A 19297-nucleotide genomic window follows, 5' to 3' on the forward strand; every position below is an offset into this window, starting at 1 on the left:
CGATCAGGGGGCGAGAACGGAAGGAGCCGGAACCGGGAAGAACACGCGCGGATCCTGCAGCAGTGCGGGGTAATCGAACGTGGACCGGTCGATCACTTCGGTGATGCTGAAGTTGCGGCCGAAACGGCCGTCGTCGAGCGTGATGGGCCGGCCAAGGACCTGCCCCACGGCGAACCTGCGGCCGTCCTCGAACGACACGGCAACGGTGGTTTTGCCGGGCAGCGTGGCGAACGCTTCCTCCTGCGCCTGCCGCTTCCGCGTGGGCTTCTTGACGAGCTTGGGAGGCAGTTTGCGCGGCTGCTTGGAGGGGCGGCGCGACCCGTCATCAATGTAAACGGGGGAATAACCATCGGCCTCCGGGACAGCAGCGGCGGCGTTGGCGCGCCGGACCGGTGGCAGCGCCACGGTGTCCAGCTTCTCCGGATCAACTTCGGTGTGCGGGTCGCGGAGGATCCACAGGAAGTCATCCTCGGGGTCGGCCGGAAGGAATTCGTGCTTGGGCTCGGGCCAGATGTAGTCAATATCCAAGTCGGCGTCCAGGAACACCGACTTGTAGAACTTGGGTTCCTTGCGGAGCAGTTTGGCGCGGTGGCTCAAATGAAAGTCAGGGTTCCCGAGCCACTCCGGCATGGGAATCTTGGCGGCGTAATCGGGATGGGCTGCCTGGGGTGCGAACTCGGTGATGTTGGCGCGCGTGTTGTCTGCATGGCCGCGCGTGGTCCATTCGTCCACCATCGCCAGGCCGTACATGGTCAGGGCCGGCACGTGGCCCATCCACATGCGGACTGCGGGGTGGGTCTGCCAGCCGTACTCGGGAATCACCAGAGCCCGGAGGGTCTGCAGCGCCTCGACACGCTGTTTGCCAAGCCTGGCGGTGTCCAGTGCTGCGGCGCTCTGCCGGAAATCGGGATACGGAAGGAAGGTTTGCATCCCTTCAGTCTGACGGCACGCGGCGGATGTGCCAATTGCAGTGCCCGACGCCACACGCGGCGCCTCCGGCGACGGCCCATGGTGTTCACATAGTGGACCAATACATACACCGGACGCCGTTACCCACTAAGATCACCGAAACGCCCCACCGTCCAGGAAGCCCCCCATGACAATTTCACTTGAAACGACCGCCGGTCCATCGTCGCATTTCAAGCCCAAGTTCGGGCAGATGCTGGGCCCGGAGGCCAAAGGCATCCTGGTCCTTGATGAATTTACGCTTGACCCGGCCGAAGCGCAGAAAGAACAGCACGGCTTCCGCGCCGCCATGGCCTCCGTAGCCCTGACTCTTCGGCGGATCGTTGCGCTGCGGATTGTGATTGCGCTCGTAGCCATCGGTAATCTGCCTTTGTTCCTGCTGACGAGCGGCATGTGGATCTACGCAGTGTCCCTCACCCTCGTGGTCGCCGTCCACTTGGCCGTTTCCTGGCTCAACAAGCACGAGCCGAAAGTTCGTCAACGCCAGCTGTTGGAGCTTCACCTGCACCGCGAGAAGAGCGCCAACTACCGCAAAGTCCGCGACGCCGTGAAGTACATCATCGACACTCCCAGCCGCATGAACGAGCACCTCTACCTCGAGCTGCTTGCTGCCAAGCGCGTGGCACTGAACGTAGCCCACGGCACGGTGGCACTGCTGGACACCAGCGATGCCGGTGCCTGGAAAGTGCGGATCGTCCGGGAAATCCCGGTGGCCGCTTAGCCGCTGGGCAACAGCGAAAAACTGAACAACGGACGACGCCGGAGCTTCCTGGGTGGGGAAGCTCCGGCGTCGTTGTTTTGCTGCTCAGCCGTTCCGGGGCAGGGGAAAGGGGCACCGGAACGGCTGACCTCTAGGCGGGGAGCTGGATGACCTGCCCTGCGAACACCAGGTTCGGGTCGGCAATGGTGGCAAGGTTGGCGTCCGCCAGCTTCTCCCAGCCGCCCTGAATACCAAGTTTCTGGGCAACGGTGCTGAGGGTATCGCCCGCTTCCAGGGTGTAGGTCTCACCGCTCAGCGCCGTGGGGGCGACGTGCTGCGGAGCCGCCACCGGTGCGTAGACTACGGGCGTTTGGGTAACGGGCGCCTGAGCAGCCGGCGCCAGGTTAACCGGCACGCTTTGTGCTGCAGGCGCCGGCGCGCCACCGCCGCCGCTCAGGCCAAGCTTGGCCGCGCAGGCCGGCCAGGCGCCCCAGCCCTGTGCGGCCTGGACCCGTTCGGCCACGGCAATCTGCTGCTCACGGCTGGCGTTTGCAGCGGAACCCGTGCCGCCATAGGCAGCCCACGTGCTGCCGGTGAACTGCAGGCCGCCCGTGAAGCCGTTGCCGGTGTTGATGGCCCAGTTGCCTCCGCTTTCACACTGTGCCAGGGCGTCCCAGGTTGAGCCGCTGGTGGCGGCGCTGGCGCCGGTGGTGGAAAGCACAATTCCGGCCCCTGCGATGGCGGCGACTGTTGCGCCACGGCGTGCGGCAGTACGAATGGTGGTGTTTTTCATGGTGTGATGCTCCTGAAGGCCACCAGCGCTCGTTCCGTCCCCGGAAGTCATCACGCCACTGCCCGCCCTCTGACAAAGAGAGGTCAATTCGGTGTCTGCCGGCCGGGCAGTTCAGGTGGAGGCAGCACCGGGCATTCATGCGCCCGCGGCGTGGCGGGCATGCGTCCCACGCTAGGCCATCAACCGAACGTTATCAAACCGAGATCTTTACTGGGTGTTAGCTGGTGGTGGCCTGGGGGAGTGCCGCCGCCAAATACGGCGCGGTGCGGCCTTCGCCGGAACGCGCGACGGCGGCAGCGGTCCCGGCAGCGACGATCCGTCCGCCCGCATCGCCACCCGAGGGGCCAAGGTCGATGACCCAGTCGGCGCCAGCCACAACATCCATCTCGTGTTCCACCACCACTACGGTGTTGCCGCTGTCCACCAGGCCATGGAGCTGGGTCATCAGCAGTTGGACGTCGGCGGGATGCAGTCCGGTGGTCGGCTCGTCCAAAAGATAGAGCGTGTGTCCGCGCCGGGCCCGCTGGAGTTCGGTGGCGAGCTTGATGCGCTGGGCTTCGCCGCCGGAGAGCTCGGTGGCGGGCTGGCCCAGCCGGAGGTAGCCCAGGCCCACGTCGCGGAGACTCTTCAGGCTGCGGGCCGCCGCCGGAATGTCAGCCAGGAACCCGGCAGCGGCGTCAACCGTTAGACGCAGGACCTCGGCCACGTTCTTGCCGCGGTACGTCACTTCAAGGGTTTCCGGGTTGTAGCGTGAACCGCCGCACTCAGGGCACGGACCGTAGCTCCCGGGTAGGAAGAGCAGTTCCACCGCAACGAAGCCTTCGCCCTGGCACGTCTCGCAGCGGCCGCCGGCCACGTTGAAGGAGAACCGCCCGGCCCCGAATCCGCGTGCCCGGGCCTCGTCCGTGGCGGCGAACTCCTTGCGCACAGCGTCGAAGAGCCCGGTGTAGGTGGCCAGGTTGGAGCGCGGCGTCCGGCCGATGGGTTTCTGGTCCACGGTAACCAGTCTGTCGATCCGGTCCGTGCCGCTGACCGTCCCCACCGTCAACGGCTCGGACGGATCTGCCTCCTCCGGTTCGCCCGGCTCCGCCGCCGGATGGTTCCGCAGGCTGGAACCCACTACGTCGGCGAGGACACGGCTCACCAGGGTCGACTTGCCTGAGCCGGACACGCCTGTGACTGCCGTCAGGACTCCTATCGGGAAACGGGCGTCAAGGTCCTTGAGGTTGTGCTGGCTGATTCCGGTCAGCTCCAGCCAGCCGTCGGGTTTGCGGGCGCCTCCGCGCGCGGCCGGCAAACGTGCGCCGGACGCGCCGCCGTCGGACGCGCCGCCGTCGAACAGGAACGGGCGGGTAACCGACTCCGCAACGTCAGCCAGGCCGGCGACGGGCCCGCTGTAGAGCACCTCGCCGCCGCCTTCCCCGGCGCGGGGTCCGACGTCCACCAGCCAGTCGGCCCGGCGGACCACATCCATGTTGTGTTCCACCACGAAGACCGAGTTGCCTGACGCCTTGAGCTGGTCAAGGACCGCCAGGAGCGGCTCGGCGTCGGCCGGGTGAAGGCCTGCGGACGGTTCGTCCAGCACGTAGATCACGCCGAACAGTCCGGACCGGAGTTGGGTGGCGATTCTCAGCCGCTGCATTTCGCCGGGGGAGAGGGTGGGAGTGGAGCGGCCCAGGGCGAGGTAGCCGAGTCCCAGGTCCAGCAGCACCGTGATGCGGTGCAGGAGGTCGGCGGTGATGGCGACGGCCACCTCGTTCTCCTCCCCGGACGACTGCCGGCGGGACGCGGTTCCGGCGTCCTTAAGGCCTGCAGTGGGGCGGATGATCTCGGCCAGTTCCACCATGGGGGCGGCGTTCAGTTCGGCGATGTTCCTGCCGGCGAAGGACACCGCGAGAGCCTCCGGCCGGAGCCCGGTTCCCCCGCAGCGGGGGCAGGGCCCGGATTCCATGAACGCCAGCACGCGCTCACGCATGGCAGCGCTCTGGGAGTCCGCCAGGGTGTGCAGGACATAGCTTTTGGCGCTCCAGAACCGGCCCTTATAGGGCTTGGCCACACGGTCCCGTTCGGGCGTGACCTCGACGACGGGCTGCTCCTCCGTGAACAGGATCCAGTCACGCTGCTTCCTGGGCAGCTTCCGCCAGGGGACGTCCACGTCGTAGCCGAGGTGGCTGAGGATGTCGCGGAGGTTCTTGCCCTGCCAGGCACCCGGCCACGCGGCGATGGCACCTTCACGGATGGTCAGGCCGGTGTCCGGCACCAGGGAATCCTCGCTGACCGTGTGGGCCACACCCAGCCCGTGGCATTCCTGGCAGGCGCCCGCCGCAGTGTTCGGTGAGAAGGCATCGGAGTCCAGTTGGGCGGCCCCTTGCGGATAGGTTCCCGCCCTCGAGAACAGCATGCGGAGCGAATTGGACAGTGTGGTCACCGTGCCCACGGTGGAACGGCTGCTCGGTGCGCCGCGCCGCTGTTGAAGCGCGACGGCGGGCGGGAGCCCGGAAATCATCTCCACCTTGGGATTGTGGCCCTGCTGGATGAGGCGGCGTGCATAGGGGGCTACGGATTCGAAGTAGCGGCGCTGGGCTTCGGCGTAGATGGTCCCAAATGCCAGTGATGACTTTCCTGAGCCGGACACGCCGGTGAAGGCCACGATGGAGTCGCGGGGAACATCCACGTCCACGTTGCGCAGGTTATTCTCGCGGGCTCCCCGGACCCGGACGAAGCCGTCGGCGAGATGGCCGGAAGCGTTGAGGTTAGGATGGTCAGCCTGCTGAGGGTTCCGCATTGGTTCGACTCTAGCCGTGAAGCGGCCGGCGGGCGATATCCTGAGCCGATGGACAATTACCCGGACATTGCCGCCGATCCGCTGCCGGAATCGGAGCTTCCCGAGACCGACGAAGCGCCGCAACTTCTGCCTCTCGCGGAACTGCACCTGCACATTGAGGGCACGCTGCAGCCCGAGCTGATCTTTGAGCTGGCGGAGCGCAACGGCATGGCACTTCCCTATGCGGACCTTGAAGAGTTGCGGGCGCTGTATGAATTCAGTGACCTGCAGTCGTTCCTGAACCTGTACTACGCCAACATGGCAGTGCTGCAGACTGAACAGGACTTCGCCGACATGACCCGCGCCTACCTGGCCCGGGCCGCCGCTGCCGGCGTCCGGCATGCCGAGATCATGATGGACCCGCAGGCCCACATCTCCCGCGGCGTCAGCCTGGAAACCTGCGTTAACGGTGTGGCCTCGGCCCTGGCGGCGTCCGTGGAGGACTACGGAATTTCTACCCTGCTGATCGCCGCGTTCCTGCGCGACCTTTCCGAGGAATCGGCGCTGGAGGTCCTGGCCGGCCTGTTGGCCATGAACGCGCCCATCGCCGCCATCGGCCTGGACTCGGCCGAAGTGGGTAACCCGCCAGCAAAGTTTGAGCGGCTGTTCGCGAAAGCCCGCGAAGCGGGACTGCGGCTCACCGCGCACGCAGGCGAGGAAGGACCGGCGTCGTACATCATCGAAGCGCTAGACGTCCTGGGCGTGGAGCGCATTGACCACGGCATCCGCTGCATGGAGGACCCCGACCTAGTGGAGCGCCTCGTGGATGAGCGGATTCCGCTGACGGTCTGTCCGCTGTCCAACGTCCGGCTCCGGGCCGTGGACACCTTGGCTGACCACCCGTTGCCGGCGATGCTTGCCGCCGGGCTCAACGTTTCGGTGAATTCGGACGATCCTGCCTACTTCGGCGGCTACGTGGATGACAACTTCGCGCAGCTGCAGGCAGTGTTTGAGTTGTCGGATTTTGACCGGTCGCGGCTCGCAGCCAATTCCATCCACTCGTCCTTTGCTTCCGAAGAGAGGAAAGCCGAGCTTCTTGACGAGTTGAACCGCGGGTAGCTACGGCCCGAAGTGGTCGCTAAACTGGGACTCGCGCGCGTCTGGGAAGTGAGTGGCGGTTCCCGGAAAAGCGGTCAAGGGTTGAGAAAACAGCCCACTAGCCGAGACTCCTGCCTCAGTTCCGCTGTAATCGACGTCATAGTCGGTCACGACACGCAGAGTTAACCATTTCAAGTCGTGCGATTTAATACGGTCTTGGCAAGATGCCTTAAGACAGATCGCTTCACTAAGGGGAATCATGGCCAAGTCCACCGCAGAAAACACCTACCTTCGACTCAAGACCGTGCTGGATGTCCTGACAGAGGGCACGTGGAACGGCGAGGCGCGCAACGCCGGTGAGGTCCTGGCGGAAGCCACCGCCCGCGTGCCGTTCACCGAACATGAAGCCACGCTGCTCAGCGGCGGCATTCCCCGCGGCCACAAGACCCTCACCTCCGCCACGGCCAAACTGGTCAAGGCCGGCTGGCTGGTCAAGGGCCGTTCCGGCTGGACCGTCAGCGAGGACGGCATGCGCGCCACGGTCGCCTTCGCCGATCCGGATACTTTCGCGGCAGCGCTCGACGCCGGGACTCCCGTCCCAGCCGGCACCCCGGTTCCCGCCGCTCCCGCGGTACAGAAGGTCCCAGCAAAGGTGGCGGCCGCCAGCAAGACTTCCGGTGCGAAGGCAGTGGCCACTGAGGCGCCGGCGAAGAAGGCACCCGCCAAAAAGGCTCCGGCAAAGAAGGCTGCCGAGGCTGTGGGCAAGGCCGCGAAGCTGATCGAGGAAGCTGTGGAGCCGGTGGTCAAAGCCGTCCGTTCGCGTAAGGCGCCCGCCACGAAGGCCACCGCTGCCGGCGTTGCGCCAGAGCCGCTTGAAGGCCCGGATGAGGAAACCTTCCCGCAGCCCGAAGCCGTGGCCGTGGCCGGCGATTTCAACACCTTCCTGGGTGCTCCGGAGAACTGGGCACCGCAGTATGACGAGTCGCAGATGGACTTCGACTTCAGCTCGCAGCTGTGGACGAAGAGCACCGAACTGCCTGCCGGTTACTACACCTTCAAGATTGCCCTGAACCGGTCGTGGACCGAGAACTATGGCGCGTTCGGTACGTTCGATGGTCCCAACCACGAGCTGCACCACGACGGCGGCACTGTCACCATCCGCTACGACCACCGCACGCGGGACATCACCATCAACAGCTGAGAGCGGTAACTGCTGCCCGCGGTGATCCGGGCGGCGCATTCTCTGGACAAAAGGTCCTGAGTGAAGCAGTGTGGGAACCGGCTGTACCAGCCGGTTCCCACACTGTTTCCCAGCACAAGGAGATGCAAAAAGTGACCCTTCCCTCAGGCCTGACATCAGGCGTCTGGAACTTGGACATGTCCCATAGTGAAATCGGCTTCACCGTCCGCCACGCAGGCATCAGCAAGGTCCGTGGCCGCTTCACGGACGCTTCGGCGGAAGCCCGAGTTGGCGAATCCTTGGCTGATGCGTCACTTCATGCCACGGTGAAAACCGCCAGCTTCGAATCCGGTGACGCCAACCGTGACGGGCACGTCAAGGGCCCGGACTTCTTTGACGTGGAGCAATTCCCGGAGATGACGTTCCGTGCCACCTCGGTGGAAGGCGACGGCGAGGATTACACGCTCACCGGCGATCTCACCATCCGCGGCGTCACCAAGCCGGTGGAGTTGGAAGTCGAATTCACGGGGGTTGCCGTTGACCCGTTCGGTGCCACCCGTGCGGGTTTCTCCGCTGAAACCGACATCAGCCGCAAGGAATTCGGCCTCACCTGGAACGCGGCGCTGGAAGCAGGCGGCCTGCTGGTCAGCGACAAAGTTAAGATCAACGTCGAAGCTGCGCTGGTCAAGCAGGCCTGAGTGTAATGACCACTGGAAGCCCCCAGCGGGGTGATATCCGGCTCTCTGCCCGCGTCTTTGGCGTGGTGCAGGGGGTCGGATTCCGTTTCTGGACCATGGGCAAGGCTGACGAGCTGGCGCTCAGGGGAGTGGTGAAGAACCTCGACGACGGTTCCGTATCGGTGGTTGCCGAAGGGCCGCAGGAGCAGGTGCACCAATTGCTGGATTGGCTGAGGTCCGAGAACGCCCCGGGGCGCGTGGAACGCGTGGAGGAGGCCATCTCGGACGCCGACGGGTCCTTCCGGGACTTCAGGGCCCGCTGACGCGTTCCCGCTGGCCCGACGGGTCCTTCCGGGACTTCAGGGCCCGCTGACGCGTTCCCGCTGGCCCGGCGGGTAGGCGTAGCGCCTGCCGGCCATGATCAGCACAAACGCGATGGCGGCAGGGATGGCGGCTGCGACAGGGATCAGGAGAGGTCCGGCCACGGTGAGGGCGGCCGCGCCGAACATCGCACCTATGGTGATGCCCACCTGAATGGTCAGCACGGTGAGGCCGTTGGCGGCGTCCCGGTATTCACCGCCCGCGCGGAGGATGGCGGACTGGTTGTAGATTCCCATGGCGCCGATGCCTGTGCCCCACACGAACATGAGGAGCAAGGCTGCCGGCAGTGCGAGGCCTTGCGTGGTGACGCCGCCCGGTGCAAAGCCGGGCAGGGCGGTTCCCACCAGAGGCAGCAGCAGCAGCGAAACCACCACACCGGCGACGGTGATGCCGTGCCAGCGCCGCGGCTTTGAGTCCACGGTGATGCCGGCGATCCAGATGCCCACCAGGCCGGCGACGCCCAGGACGCTGATGGACAGCGGAATGCTGAAGTCGGGGAGCCGGACCTCGCGCAGGAACGGGGCTATGTAAGTGAACAGTGCGAAGTGTGCCATCAGCATCAGCGGCCACCCCACGGCGATGGTTTTCACACCGGGCTGGCTGATCGCTTTCCGGAGCGACGGGCGCGGAGCATCGGGGATGCGCCGGACCGGTGGGAGCAGCCACACCGCAAGGAGGGCCAGCAGCACGCCGGAGGCAGCCAGGACCAGGAAGGCTGAGCGCCAGCCGAGGAGGTTGCCAAGTGCAGTGCCCACCGGGGCGCCAATGGCCAGGCCCAGACTGTTGCCGCTGAAGACGATGGCAAGGGCCTTGCCTACTTGGTGGGCGGGGACAATCCGGGCCACGAACGGGGCCATTGCGGACCACAGCAGGCCGTGGGCAATGCCGCCCACCACCCGCGAACCCATGGCGGCGCCGAAGTCGGAGACCAGCGCCACCAGTGCGTTGCTCGCGGCGAAGGTCAGGATCAGGGCGATGAGCAGGTAGTGCCGCGGAATCCGCGCCAGGGTCATGGACAACGGGATGACGGTGATGACGATGATGGCCGCGTAGCCTGCGGTCAGGTAGCCGGCCGTTGCCTCCGAAACCTTAAAATCGGCGCTGATCTGCGGCAGCAGGCCGGACGGCAGGAGCTCGGTGGTGATGGCCGTGAACCCGATGGCAGCAAGGACGATCAGGGCGCCGACAGGCAGTTTGTTGGTCTGGGATGTCACCCACTGAACTTACCCTGTTGACGGCTACCTGGACGTTGACGGCTACCCGCGTTGATGGCTCCCTGGGCGTTCGTGGCTTCCTATGCGCCGGCGGCCCGGGCTGAGGCCAATGAAGGCGCCGAGCTCTTCGAGTACCGCAGGTTTGGACGGCATGTAGTTGGTGAGTTCGGGTGAACGTACTATCACCGCACGCCATTGCCCCCGAGACACGGCCACGTTGATCCGGTTCCGGTTCAGCAGGAACTCGGCACCTCGCGGGGCTTCAGCCACTGCGGAGCAGGCCATGGAGACCACAACAACGGGCGCCTCCTGGCCCTGGAACTTGTCCACCGTGCCCACCCGCACGCCGGGCAGGCCCGCGTGCTGCAGTTCTTGCCGGATCAGCTGGACCTGGGCGTTGTAGGCGGCCACCACCAGGATGTCCTCGGCGGTCAGCGCCCGGGCGGGTTTGTCGCCTCCCGGAATCCACTTCAGCCCGAGATGCCGCTGCGCCTGCCTGACCACCTCGGCCGCCTCTTCCGGGGAGGACGTGCTGTTCCCGCTGTGCGCCACGAACACGGTTTCGACGCCGGCCGGCAGCTCTGCCAGGCTCCGCAGCGAAGCAGCGGGCGCCGCTTCGAGCTTGCCGTCATAGCTGAGAACGGACACGGCGCGGCACAGATCGGGATGCATGCGCCAGCTGTCGGCCAGGAAGTAACCCAGGTTTTCAGGCAGGGTGGCATGGCCCGCGGCGAGCCAGCCCAAGGCCGATTCGTCCACCGGCTCGGGGTGTGAGCCCTGGGTGACCTGCGGCAACTGCTGTGGATCGCCCAGGAGCAGGAGTCGTTTGGCGGAACGGGCCACGGCCAGCGTGTTGGCCAGCGAGAACTGCCCTGCCTCGTCAATCACCAGCAGGTCCAGCGATCCCGCGGGGACCGACTTGCCGGTCAGGGTCCAGGCGGTGCCGCCAACCAGCGCGCCGCCGGGGGACGCGAGGAGGGCCGAGACGTCGTCGTCCTTCTTCTTCTGCCACGGCACGGCATGGTCGCCGACCACCTTCTTGGCCACCCGGGCGGGATCCACTCCGGCGGTTTCGATGGCGGTGCACAGCATGTTTTCCACTACGGCATGCGACTGCCCTACCACACCGATTTTCCAGCCCAGGGCCACCAGCCTGGCAATGACGTGGGAGCCCACATACGTTTTGCCTGTCCCGGGAGGACCCTGCACGGCCAGGTAGGAATGATCGATATCGAGCAGCGAGGTAGTGATGGCGCTGACGTAGTCCGGTACGCCAGCGCTGTCAGTTCGGGGGCCGCCGTCTCCGGCAGGGGCAGGCCCGGGGAGCGAACGGAAGCGCGGCGGGAGTTTGCGGAGGATGTCGACGCCGGGATGCTTGGGGAGGGAGGGAACTGCGGCACCGACAACCGCGGCAAGCTCCGCCAGCGCGGCTTCGATGCTGGCGGTGCGGACCGGCTGGTCCTCAGTGAGGGCCACCGGGATGTGTGGATACGCCGGAACCTTGCCGGTTTCCTTCTCCTCGATGGTGACGATGCTCTGGCCGGCGATCCGGGGGTGGTCCTCCACGGCTGTCACGAGGGTGCCAAAGGTGAAGCCCCGGCCGGTGGTTCCGGACGGATCCTCCAGGCCGTCGGGGAGCGGTGAATCATAAAGCCGGCACCAGGTGGTGCCGGGCTTGAAGTCAGAGCCCTCGCTCATGGTTCCGGTCAGCTTGAGCGTGCGGGTGCGCATGCGCACGGTGGGCTTGGCCAGCGCCCAGTCGGCCACCACCTCTGCTGTGTCCACCACAAACACGTTGCGGTGATCGGACCAGAGGTCGATCTCGGCTTCGGTGCGGTCGAAGTGTTCCCACCAGAACTGCTTCCGTTCCCGCCGGTGGTACCCGGTGGCCGCGGCCACCATCGCGATGGCCCGTTCGTCGTTCGTCCACGGCCGGGTGTCCGGGAGACCCGCCAGATACTCCTGGAGCCTGAGCTCACCGGGTGTGGGCTGGGCTTCCGGAACGTCGGGAGTCTCAGATCGAAGCGGAGCCGGTGCGCCGCCGTCGAGCGTTTGACCTGTTCCCGGCCCCGCAGCGGTGTGGCCCGGAGCGTGAGCAGGAGAGTCCCGCAGTTCCAGCAGCCAGTCGCGCAGGCGGAGAGTGGAGAGGCAGTCGTACTCGTTGTAATCGGAGATCGAGGCGAGAATCTTCGCAGCTTCCGCGGCATCGCCGCCGTCCCGGGCAGCGCAGTAGGCGGCGTAGGCCACCACGGAGGCGCCTGCGTCCTTCACGTCTCCGGAGCGAAGATTGTCCCCCATGTACAGCGGCTCGAGTTTCTTGATGGAGTAGGACGGCTCGGAGATCCGGAGCGAATGCCGTGCCGTGGCGTAGAGATCCACGAGCACCCCTTCGCGGAGCCAGTTGTCCACGATGTCCTCGCCGGCCAGATGGCGCACGGACAGGTTCCGGAGGGCCGATTTCTCGTACGCGGCGTAGTGGTAGACGTGCATGTCAGGAAACCGTGCGCGGCGTTCTTCCACGTATGCCAGGAAGTGGAGGAACGCCTGCCGTTCCCCGGAACGGGAATGCGCCCAGAACGGCCGGAACACGGGGCTGCTGACATCGCCATCCTGCCTGACGGCTTGTCTGCCATTCTGCCTGTCAGCCGCCGGGCCGTCTCCTGCCGGGCCGGCGGGTGCCTCGACCACGCCAAAGAGGTACTCCAGCCCCCACTGGCTGGTGGCGGGGTCCTGCCACAGCGGATCTCCCTCGAAGTCGAAAAAGATATCGCCGGGGCTGGGCGCCGGAATGCCGGCCAAGGCATTCTCCGGCAGGACCTTGAATGCCACCGTGTGGTCTTCGCCGTCCTTGGTGAAGGTGCGGGAACCGTCTGGCAGGTCCCGGCCCAGCTGCATCCTTGCCTGGTCGCGGAGCCGTACCACCGAACCTGAGGCCTTGCCCGGAGGGAGATCGGCCAGTGCGTCGATGGTGGTGATGCCCTCGGCAATGAGCTTCTTGCGCCGAATCGTGGTCATGCCACCCACCATGAGCAGGTCCCGGTGGTCCTGGACCTGCTCGGCGCAGTAGTTGCACCGGCCGCAGTAGGTGATGCCGGCTTGCTGCCACTGCACCGACGAATCCTGGTCCCGGTGGGCGGCGGTCAGATCACGGAAACGGTCGCGGCGCTCGCGGAACACGGGCAGCAGGTCCGGCAAGGAGTGGTGGGTGCGGACGTAATCGCCGTCTACCACGGCGCCCAGGACCAGCGTGACCCGGGGGGAGGGTTCCAGGCCCATGCCGATGAGTTGGTCGCCGTAGGCGGCCAGCTGCAGAAGAGCCCCCACCTTGGCATGCCGGGCAAGCTTCGTGTCCCATACTTCGTAGCGGCCAGAGCTGGCGGTGCCGGCGGCCTCATTGACGATGAAGTCCGCGTAGCCCAGGAACTCGCCGTCGAAGAAGGTCGCCTGGAAGACAACGTCTGCCCCGGCCCGGAGCGCAAGCTCCGTTTCGGCCTGTTTTGCCAGAAGATCCCCGCGTGAGTTGTCCCCGCGGTCGATGGAGTACACCCCGGCGCCGCGGCCGGCATCCCAGCTGCCGTACTGCTGGATGAGGCCGGCCAGGACCTTTTCCTCATGCCGGTCGCCTAGTTTCCCGGCCCGGCGCTGCATCTCGTCCTCGGGAAACTGGGCTTTGGGGGAGCGGCCCAGTTTCTCATCCAGGATGCGGAGCGTGCGGTACTCACATTCGCTGGCCGCCACCAGGTCGCTGGCTGAAAACACCAGGTCCTGCGGCGCGCCCGCGCCGTGATGGGCACTGCCGGGACCAGCACTGGCAGGATCGAGCAGAAACACGGGGCCTCCCCATTGAATTCCCTGGCCAGCGGTTGATTCCCCGGCCATGATTCGAATCTATCAACAGGGACTGACAACGCGGGGCCACATCACGCCCGTCCGGGGCCTCCCGGAGGGCATCAAATGCCCCCGCGTTGCTCCAGGCCGCGTTGTTCTAGGCCGTGTTGTTCTAAGGGGGCGCTGATTTAGGAGTTCGCGGCCCGCACCTGGGCTTTGTCGTGCTCGGCGTGGGCGCTGCGGAGGAGGTCCATGAACTCGGTTTCGTTGCGGACCAGCCGCTTGTACTTCTCCGGCAACTTCCGGATCTGGTCTTCCTCGCGGACCATCTTCGCGAAAATCCGGTCCCGCTCCACAATGTCCGTTTCGTAGTTCAGGTCCAGGTACTCCACAGCGTGCCGCCTGGCGCCGGACACCGCGTTCTTGGCCTTGCCTTTGGGGCTGAAGATGGAGGCCAGGATGGTGACCACCAGGACTCCCAGGATCACCGTCAGGGAAACGCCGGTGCTGACTTCCACCACGTTGACGGGTTCGCCGTCGTTGATGAACGGCAGGTTGTTCTCGTGCAGCGCGTGCAGGATGAGCTTCACGCCGATGAAGCCCAGGATCCCCGCAAGCCCGTAGGCGAGGAAGATCAGGCGGTCCAGGAGCCCGTCAATCAGGAAGAACAGCTGGCGCAGGCCCATCAGTGAGAACGCGGTGGCAGTGAAGACGATGAAAACGTTTTGGGTCAGCCCGAAGATCGCGGGGATGGAGTCCAGGGCAAAGAGCAGGTCGGTGCCGCCAATCGCCACCATCACCAGGAGCATCGGGGTGAGGACGCGCTTGCCGTTTTCCATGGTGAACAGCTTGTCGCCGTCGTAGTGCTGCGACGCCGGGAGGAAACGTTTGGCGAGCCGGACCACCAGTCCTTCGCTGTCGTCGTCGTGGTCATCGGGCTTGAGCAGGTTGCCGGCCGTGATCAGCAGGATGAGCCCGAAGATATAGAACACCCACGCGAAACTGTTAATCAGTGCCGCGCCCAGGAAGATGAAGGCCGTGCGGGCGATCAGGGAGAAGACGATGCCAAACAGCAGCACCTTCTGCTGATCCGCGCGGGGGACTTTGAAGCTGGACATGATGATCAGGAACACAAAGAGGTTGTCCACGGACAGGGCCTTCTCCGTGACGTAGCCGGCGAAGTACTCGGTGCCCATGGTGGCGCCGCCAAACAGCAGCACGCCAAGGCCGAAGATCATGGCAATGCCCACGTAGATGGAGGACCAAACGGCCGATTCCTTCAGCGACGGGGAGTGGGCCTTCCGGACATGGAAGAAGTAATCGAAGGCCAGCAGGCCGACAATTCCCGCGATGGTCAGGGTCCAGACAAGGGGAGAAACTGCCACGGTGGGGGCCTTTCGTCGTGGGTCTACTTCCAGACTACCTAAGCGGGTTTCAGGAGCTTCCGCTTCACGACGGCATCCCGGGAGAGCGTTTTATAGCCTTCCCGCTCAAACAGGACGGTGATCACATCATCCTCGTAACGCATCACCAGCCCGGGACCCCACTTTTTGTGTGTCACAGGCGATTGGACCGGAAACGGAACATCATCCGAATCCCCGGCAGCGCCGCCGTCGTGATTTCCGGCCTGTGGCTGCAGGGCGGCGCCATGCCGTGGAGCTTCGGTGCAGGAATCACAGTTGCCGCACGGCTCCGGGAGGTCCTCGCCGAAATACCCCAGCAGGAACTGGCGCCGGCAACCATCCGTTTCGGCATAGCCGCGCATCATGTGGAGCCGGGACTCGTCCACGCGCTGCCGCGCGGCGGCCAGTTCGACGGCGCGCTGCACCAGTGCGGCCGGCTTGGCCATGGAGATGAGCCGGACGCCGCGCTTGCCGGAGCTCACCGCGCCGGCTTCCTGCAGCTGGTTCAGCAGGCCAGTCATGTGACGCGGCTTGAAGCCGGTGAGCTCGGCCAGTGACGACGCGAACACAGGCCCGTCCGCCGATCGGAGGGCCTTGAGCACGGCAAGCAGCGCCGCCGGGTCCGGATGGTGCGTGCCGAAGAACTTCCTCAGTCCCAGGTCCTCGGCCCGGTAGTGCAGAACGGCCGACGCCGGCTGACCGTCCCGCCCGGACCGGCCCAGCTCCTGGTAGTAGGCATCCAGCGATGCGGGAATGTCGGCGTGGATCACAAACCGGACGTTGGGCTTGTCGATCCCCATCCCGAACGCCGTGGTTGCCACCACCACATCCAGCTGGTCATCCATAAACAGTTCGAGGACGCGTTCGCGGTCCGCGGCGGAGCGGCCTGCGTGGTACGCCTCGGCACGTAGTCCCTGCCCGGCCAGTTTGGCGGCGTACTTCTCGGTGTCCTTGCGCGTGGCCGCGTACAGCAGGCCGTGTTGGCCGGTGCCGACGCCTGCACTGTTTCCGTCGACGAAGGCAACCACCTGCTCCACCACCGCGCGGCGTTTTTCCTTCTCCTCGTGATGCCGGACCACGTCCAGCGTGATGTTGGGCCGGTCGAAGCCGTGAATCAGGACCAGCGGGTCCTTCATGCCCAGCCGTTCGGCAATCTCCTCCCGCACCGGCGGGGAGGCCGTGGCGGTGAGCGCTGCCACGGGCGGGTTGCCGAGTTGCTCCCTGACGGTGCCCAGGGTGAGGTAATCGGGGCGGAAATCGTGTCCCCAGGAGGAGACGCAGTGGGCTTCATCCACCACAAACAGGGCCGGGCGGACAGCGGCGATGCGCTCCACGGTTTTCTTTTTCGCCAGCTGCTCCGGCGCCAGGAAAAGGAAAGCGGCAGTTCCCGACTCCACCTTCCGCCAGGCGTCGTCCACTTCCGCGTCGCTGTGGGCGGAGTTAATGGCGACGGCGGCGCCCTCGCCCAGTGCCTCGGTGAGGCCCGCGATCTGGTCCTCCTGAAGCGCGATCAGCGGTGAAACCACGACGGCGGGATGTCCCGTCTCCTGGTGGAGGTACAGTGCGGCCACCTGGTAGACCGCGGACTTGCCGTAGCCGGTGGGCATCACGGCAAGGACGTCACGGCCCTCCGTCAGGGCCGACATGCCCGCGAGCTGGCCGTCGCGGAGCTTCGGGAGGGAGAAAGCGGAGGAGGCAAGCGCACTTAGCGCAGGTTTCTCGGGCATTAAGGCAGCTCCGGGTGGTGGGTCCTGCGGCCGCTTGCTTCAGCCGTGGTGACAAGCCTACGCGAGGTGGCCTCCCGCCGTCGTCCGCCGCCTGCAGCACCCTCTCTGGGCGCGGCCGGGACGCCCTTCCTTGACTTCCGGGACGCCCTGAACAAGTGTGGAAGGAACCCGTACCAGTCTGAATATTTTCGTGTTGACGGTGTCAGTATGACTAAGGAGAGTGCAGCGTGGCGCGTAAAAACCCGAAGGTCGAAGAGGTCAACGAGGCTGACATCGAGGTTACCGGCCATCCCAAATCCTGGGCCGCCGGCGTCCCCGGCGTTTACCACTCCATGGAGCCGGCCCTCACGCACATGGGCGCGGGCCGGGCCGGGAAGACCCTGCTGGCGATGAACCAGAAGGACGGCTTCGACTGCATGAGCTGCGCGTGGCCTGACCCGGACCACCGCAAGACCTTTGAATTCTGTGAAAACGGTGCCAAAGCGGTCACGTGGGAGGCCACTCCTGTGCTGGTCGGCCCCGAATTCTGGTCCGAGCACGCGGTGAGTGAGCTCCGGGAACGCTCCGAGTATTGGCTGGGGATGCAGGGGCGCCTCACCACGCCGGTCCATAAAGCCGCGGGTGAGGACCACTACCGGCCTGTCAGTTGGGACCGGGCGTTCACCATCCTCGCGGACAAGCTGAAGTCCCTGCCCAGCCCGGACCAGGCCACTTTCTACACCAGCGGCCGGACCTCCAACGAGGCTGCTTTCCTGTACCAACTGTTCGTCCGGGCGTACGGCACCAACAACCTGCCGGACTGCTCCAACATGTGCCACGAATCCTCGGGCTGGGCCATGGGGCAGACCATCGGCATCGGGAAAGCCACCGTCTCCTACGACGATTACGCCAAAGCGGACCTGATCATCATCATGGGCCAGAACCCGGGCACCAACCACCCGCGGATGCTCACCGCCCTGGAAGAGACCAAGGAGGCCGGGGGCCAGATTGTGGCCATCAACCCCCTGCCGGAGGCCGGGCTGCGGCGCTACAAGAATCCGCAGAAGGTCAAGGGCATCATCGGCCACGGAACCCAGATTGCGGATCAGTTCCTGCAGATCCGGCTTGGCGGCGACATGGCACTACTCCAGGCCGTCTCCAAGCGTGTGCTCGACGCCGAAGCCAAGAATCCCGGCACAGTGCTGGACCATGCCTTCCTGGCGGAGCACTGCCACGGGCTGGAGGAGCTGAAGGCGCACCTCGCCGAACTGGACGAGGCAGCCGTCCTTGAGGCTACCGGGCTGCGGACCGAGGAAATCGACGAGCTGGCGGAGCGCTACCTGAAGGCCGAGAAAGTGATTGTCACCTGGGCCATGGGCATCACCCAGCACAAAAAGGGCGTGGCCACCATCAAGGAGATCATCAACCTCCTGCTGCTCCGCGGCAACATCGGCAAGCCGGGCGCCGGAGCCTCACCCATCCGCGGGCACAGCAACGTCCAGGGTGACCGGACCATGGGCATCTGGGAGCAGATGCCGCCGTCGTTCCTGGACGCACTGGGGAAGGAATTCAGCTTCGATCCGCCCCGTGAACACGGTGCTGATTCCGTTGAGACCATCAGGCAAATGCGTGACGGCCGGATCAAGGTTTTCGTCGGGATGGGCGGCAACTTCGTGGGCGCCATGTCGGACACCCAAGCCGGCATAGCTGCAATGGAAAACACGGAAATGTCCGTTCAGATTTCCACCAAACTCAACCGCTCGCACACCGTCACCGGTGCCGAGGCACTGATTCTCCCCACCATGGGCCGCACCGAGATTGACCTGCAGGAATCCGGACCGCAGTTTGTGTCCGTGGAGGACACCGTCTGCGCAGTCCACGGCTCACACGGCGCCGTCCCGCCGGTGGCGCCCGGGCTGCTGTCCGAGGTGGCCATCCTCAGCAGGCTCGCCCAGAAAGTGGTGGGTGACCGGGTCAACGCTGACTGGGCGGGGTTCGAGAAAAACTACGACCTCATCCGCGACCACATCTCCCGGGTGGTCCCCGGATGCGAGGACTACAACGGGAAGATCCGGCAGAAGAGCGGCTTCGTGCTGCCGAACGGCCCCCGGGACTCACGCAAGTTCGACACCCCCATGGGCAAGGCGATGCTCACGGTCAACCAGCTCGAACACGTCGAACGGCCGGCGGGCACGCTGATCCTGCAAAGCATGCGTTCCCACGACCAGTTCAACACCACCATCTACGGCAATGACGACCGTTACCGCGGTATCAGGAAGGGCCGCGAAGTGGTGTTTGTCAGCCCCGATGACCTGGCGGCCTTGGGCCTCAGCGACGGGCAGCACGTGGACATTCACGGCGTGTACCAGGACAACGTGGAGCGCGTGCTGCACAACTACCGGGTGGTCTCGTACCCCACCGCAGCGGGCTGTGCGGCCGCATATTATCCCGAGGCCAACGTCCTTGTTCCGCTGGACAGCGTGGCCGAAGGCAGCCAGACGCCCGTGTCCAAAGCTGTGATCGTTCGGCTGGAGCCAGCCAAGGAACACGCGCCGGCGGCCGTGGCCGCCGGCTGAGCCCGTGGGCG

The 19297-nt window shown here is 65.6% G+C and carries 13 protein-coding genes; 6 read left to right on the top strand and 7 right to left on the bottom strand.

Annotated elements, in window-relative coordinates:
• Positions 1-3 precede the first annotated feature (3 nt).
• Positions 4-930: an MSMEG_6728 family protein gene (locus AC1MCD_RS04285; RefSeq protein WP_498676146.1), complete on the bottom strand. Its 927-nt coding sequence runs from the start codon at positions 928-930 to the stop codon at positions 4-6.
• Positions 931-1096: 166 nt separating this feature from the next.
• Between AC1MCD_RS04285 and AC1MCD_RS04290 the strand changes: the two genes are divergently transcribed.
• Positions 1097-1687, top strand: a complete 591-nt coding sequence (locus tag AC1MCD_RS04290; protein ID WP_498676148.1) for a hypothetical protein — start codon at positions 1097-1099, stop codon at positions 1685-1687.
• A gap of 130 nt (positions 1688-1817) precedes the next feature.
• Here the strand turns inward: AC1MCD_RS04290 and AC1MCD_RS04295 are convergent, their stop codons facing one another.
• On the bottom strand, positions 1818-2459 hold the full coding sequence (locus AC1MCD_RS04295) for a transglycosylase family protein (RefSeq protein WP_498676150.1): 642 nt from the start codon (positions 2457-2459) through the stop codon (positions 1818-1820).
• Positions 2460-2676: 217 nt separating this feature from the next.
• On the bottom strand, positions 2677-5244 hold the full coding sequence (locus tag AC1MCD_RS04300; protein ID WP_498676152.1) for an excinuclease ABC subunit UvrA: 2568 nt from the start codon (positions 5242-5244) through the stop codon (positions 2677-2679).
• 48 nt (positions 5245-5292) lie between these two features.
• On the opposite strand from AC1MCD_RS04300, the gene AC1MCD_RS04305 reads away from it, so the two are divergent.
• The 4 genes from AC1MCD_RS04305 to AC1MCD_RS04320 all read left to right on the top strand — a co-directional run bounded on the left by AC1MCD_RS04305 (position 5293) and on the right by AC1MCD_RS04320 (position 8501).
• A complete protein-coding gene (locus AC1MCD_RS04305; RefSeq protein ID WP_498676153.1) occupies positions 5293-6342 on the top strand; it encodes an adenosine deaminase in 1050 nt (349 codons plus the stop codon).
• 238 nt (positions 6343-6580) lie between these two features.
• On the top strand, positions 6581-7522 hold the full coding sequence (locus AC1MCD_RS04310) for a pullulanase X25 domain-containing protein (protein ID WP_498676156.1): 942 nt from the start codon (positions 6581-6583) through the stop codon (positions 7520-7522).
• A gap of 131 nt (positions 7523-7653) precedes the next feature.
• Positions 7654-8199 carry a YceI family protein gene (locus AC1MCD_RS04315; RefSeq protein WP_498676158.1) on the top strand — a complete coding sequence of 182 codons (546 nt, stop codon included), beginning with the start codon at positions 7654-7656 and terminating at the stop codon, positions 8197-8199.
• Between the two features lie 5 nt (positions 8200-8204).
• Positions 8205-8501 (top strand): acylphosphatase, encoded by a 297-nt coding sequence (locus AC1MCD_RS04320; protein ID WP_498676159.1) that lies wholly within the window; start codon positions 8205-8207, stop codon positions 8499-8501.
• Between the two features lie 36 nt (positions 8502-8537).
• Here AC1MCD_RS04320 and AC1MCD_RS04325 read toward each other — a convergent pair whose 3' ends face one another.
• From AC1MCD_RS04325 to AC1MCD_RS04340, 4 genes are all read right to left on the bottom strand, one after another.
• Positions 8538-9773 (bottom strand): MFS transporter, encoded by a 1236-nt coding sequence (locus AC1MCD_RS04325; protein WP_498676161.1) that lies wholly within the window; start codon positions 9771-9773, stop codon positions 8538-8540.
• Between the two features lie 42 nt (positions 9774-9815).
• Positions 9816-13604, bottom strand: coding sequence for a TM0106 family RecB-like putative nuclease (locus AC1MCD_RS04330; protein ID WP_498678178.1), 3789 nt, complete (start codon positions 13602-13604; stop codon positions 9816-9818).
• A 185-nt stretch (positions 13605-13789) separates the two neighbouring features.
• Positions 13790-14986, bottom strand: a complete 1197-nt coding sequence (locus AC1MCD_RS04335; protein WP_498676163.1) for a TerC family protein — start codon at positions 14984-14986, stop codon at positions 13790-13792.
• A gap of 38 nt (positions 14987-15024) precedes the next feature.
• The gene (locus tag AC1MCD_RS04340; RefSeq protein ID WP_498676167.1) at positions 15025-16731 is read right to left on the bottom strand and encodes a RecQ family ATP-dependent DNA helicase; all 1707 of its coding nucleotides are present in this window, start codon (positions 16729-16731) and stop codon (positions 15025-15027) included.
• 227 nt (positions 16732-16958) lie between these two features.
• Here AC1MCD_RS04340 and AC1MCD_RS04345 point away from each other — a divergent pair, with 227 nt between their 5' ends.
• Positions 16959-19286 (top strand): FdhF/YdeP family oxidoreductase, encoded by a 2328-nt coding sequence (locus AC1MCD_RS04345; protein ID WP_498676168.1) that lies wholly within the window; start codon positions 16959-16961, stop codon positions 19284-19286.
• Positions 19287-19297 lie beyond the last annotated feature (11 nt).

The sequence above is a fragment of the Arthrobacter sp. BF1 genome (assembly GCF_056680215.1).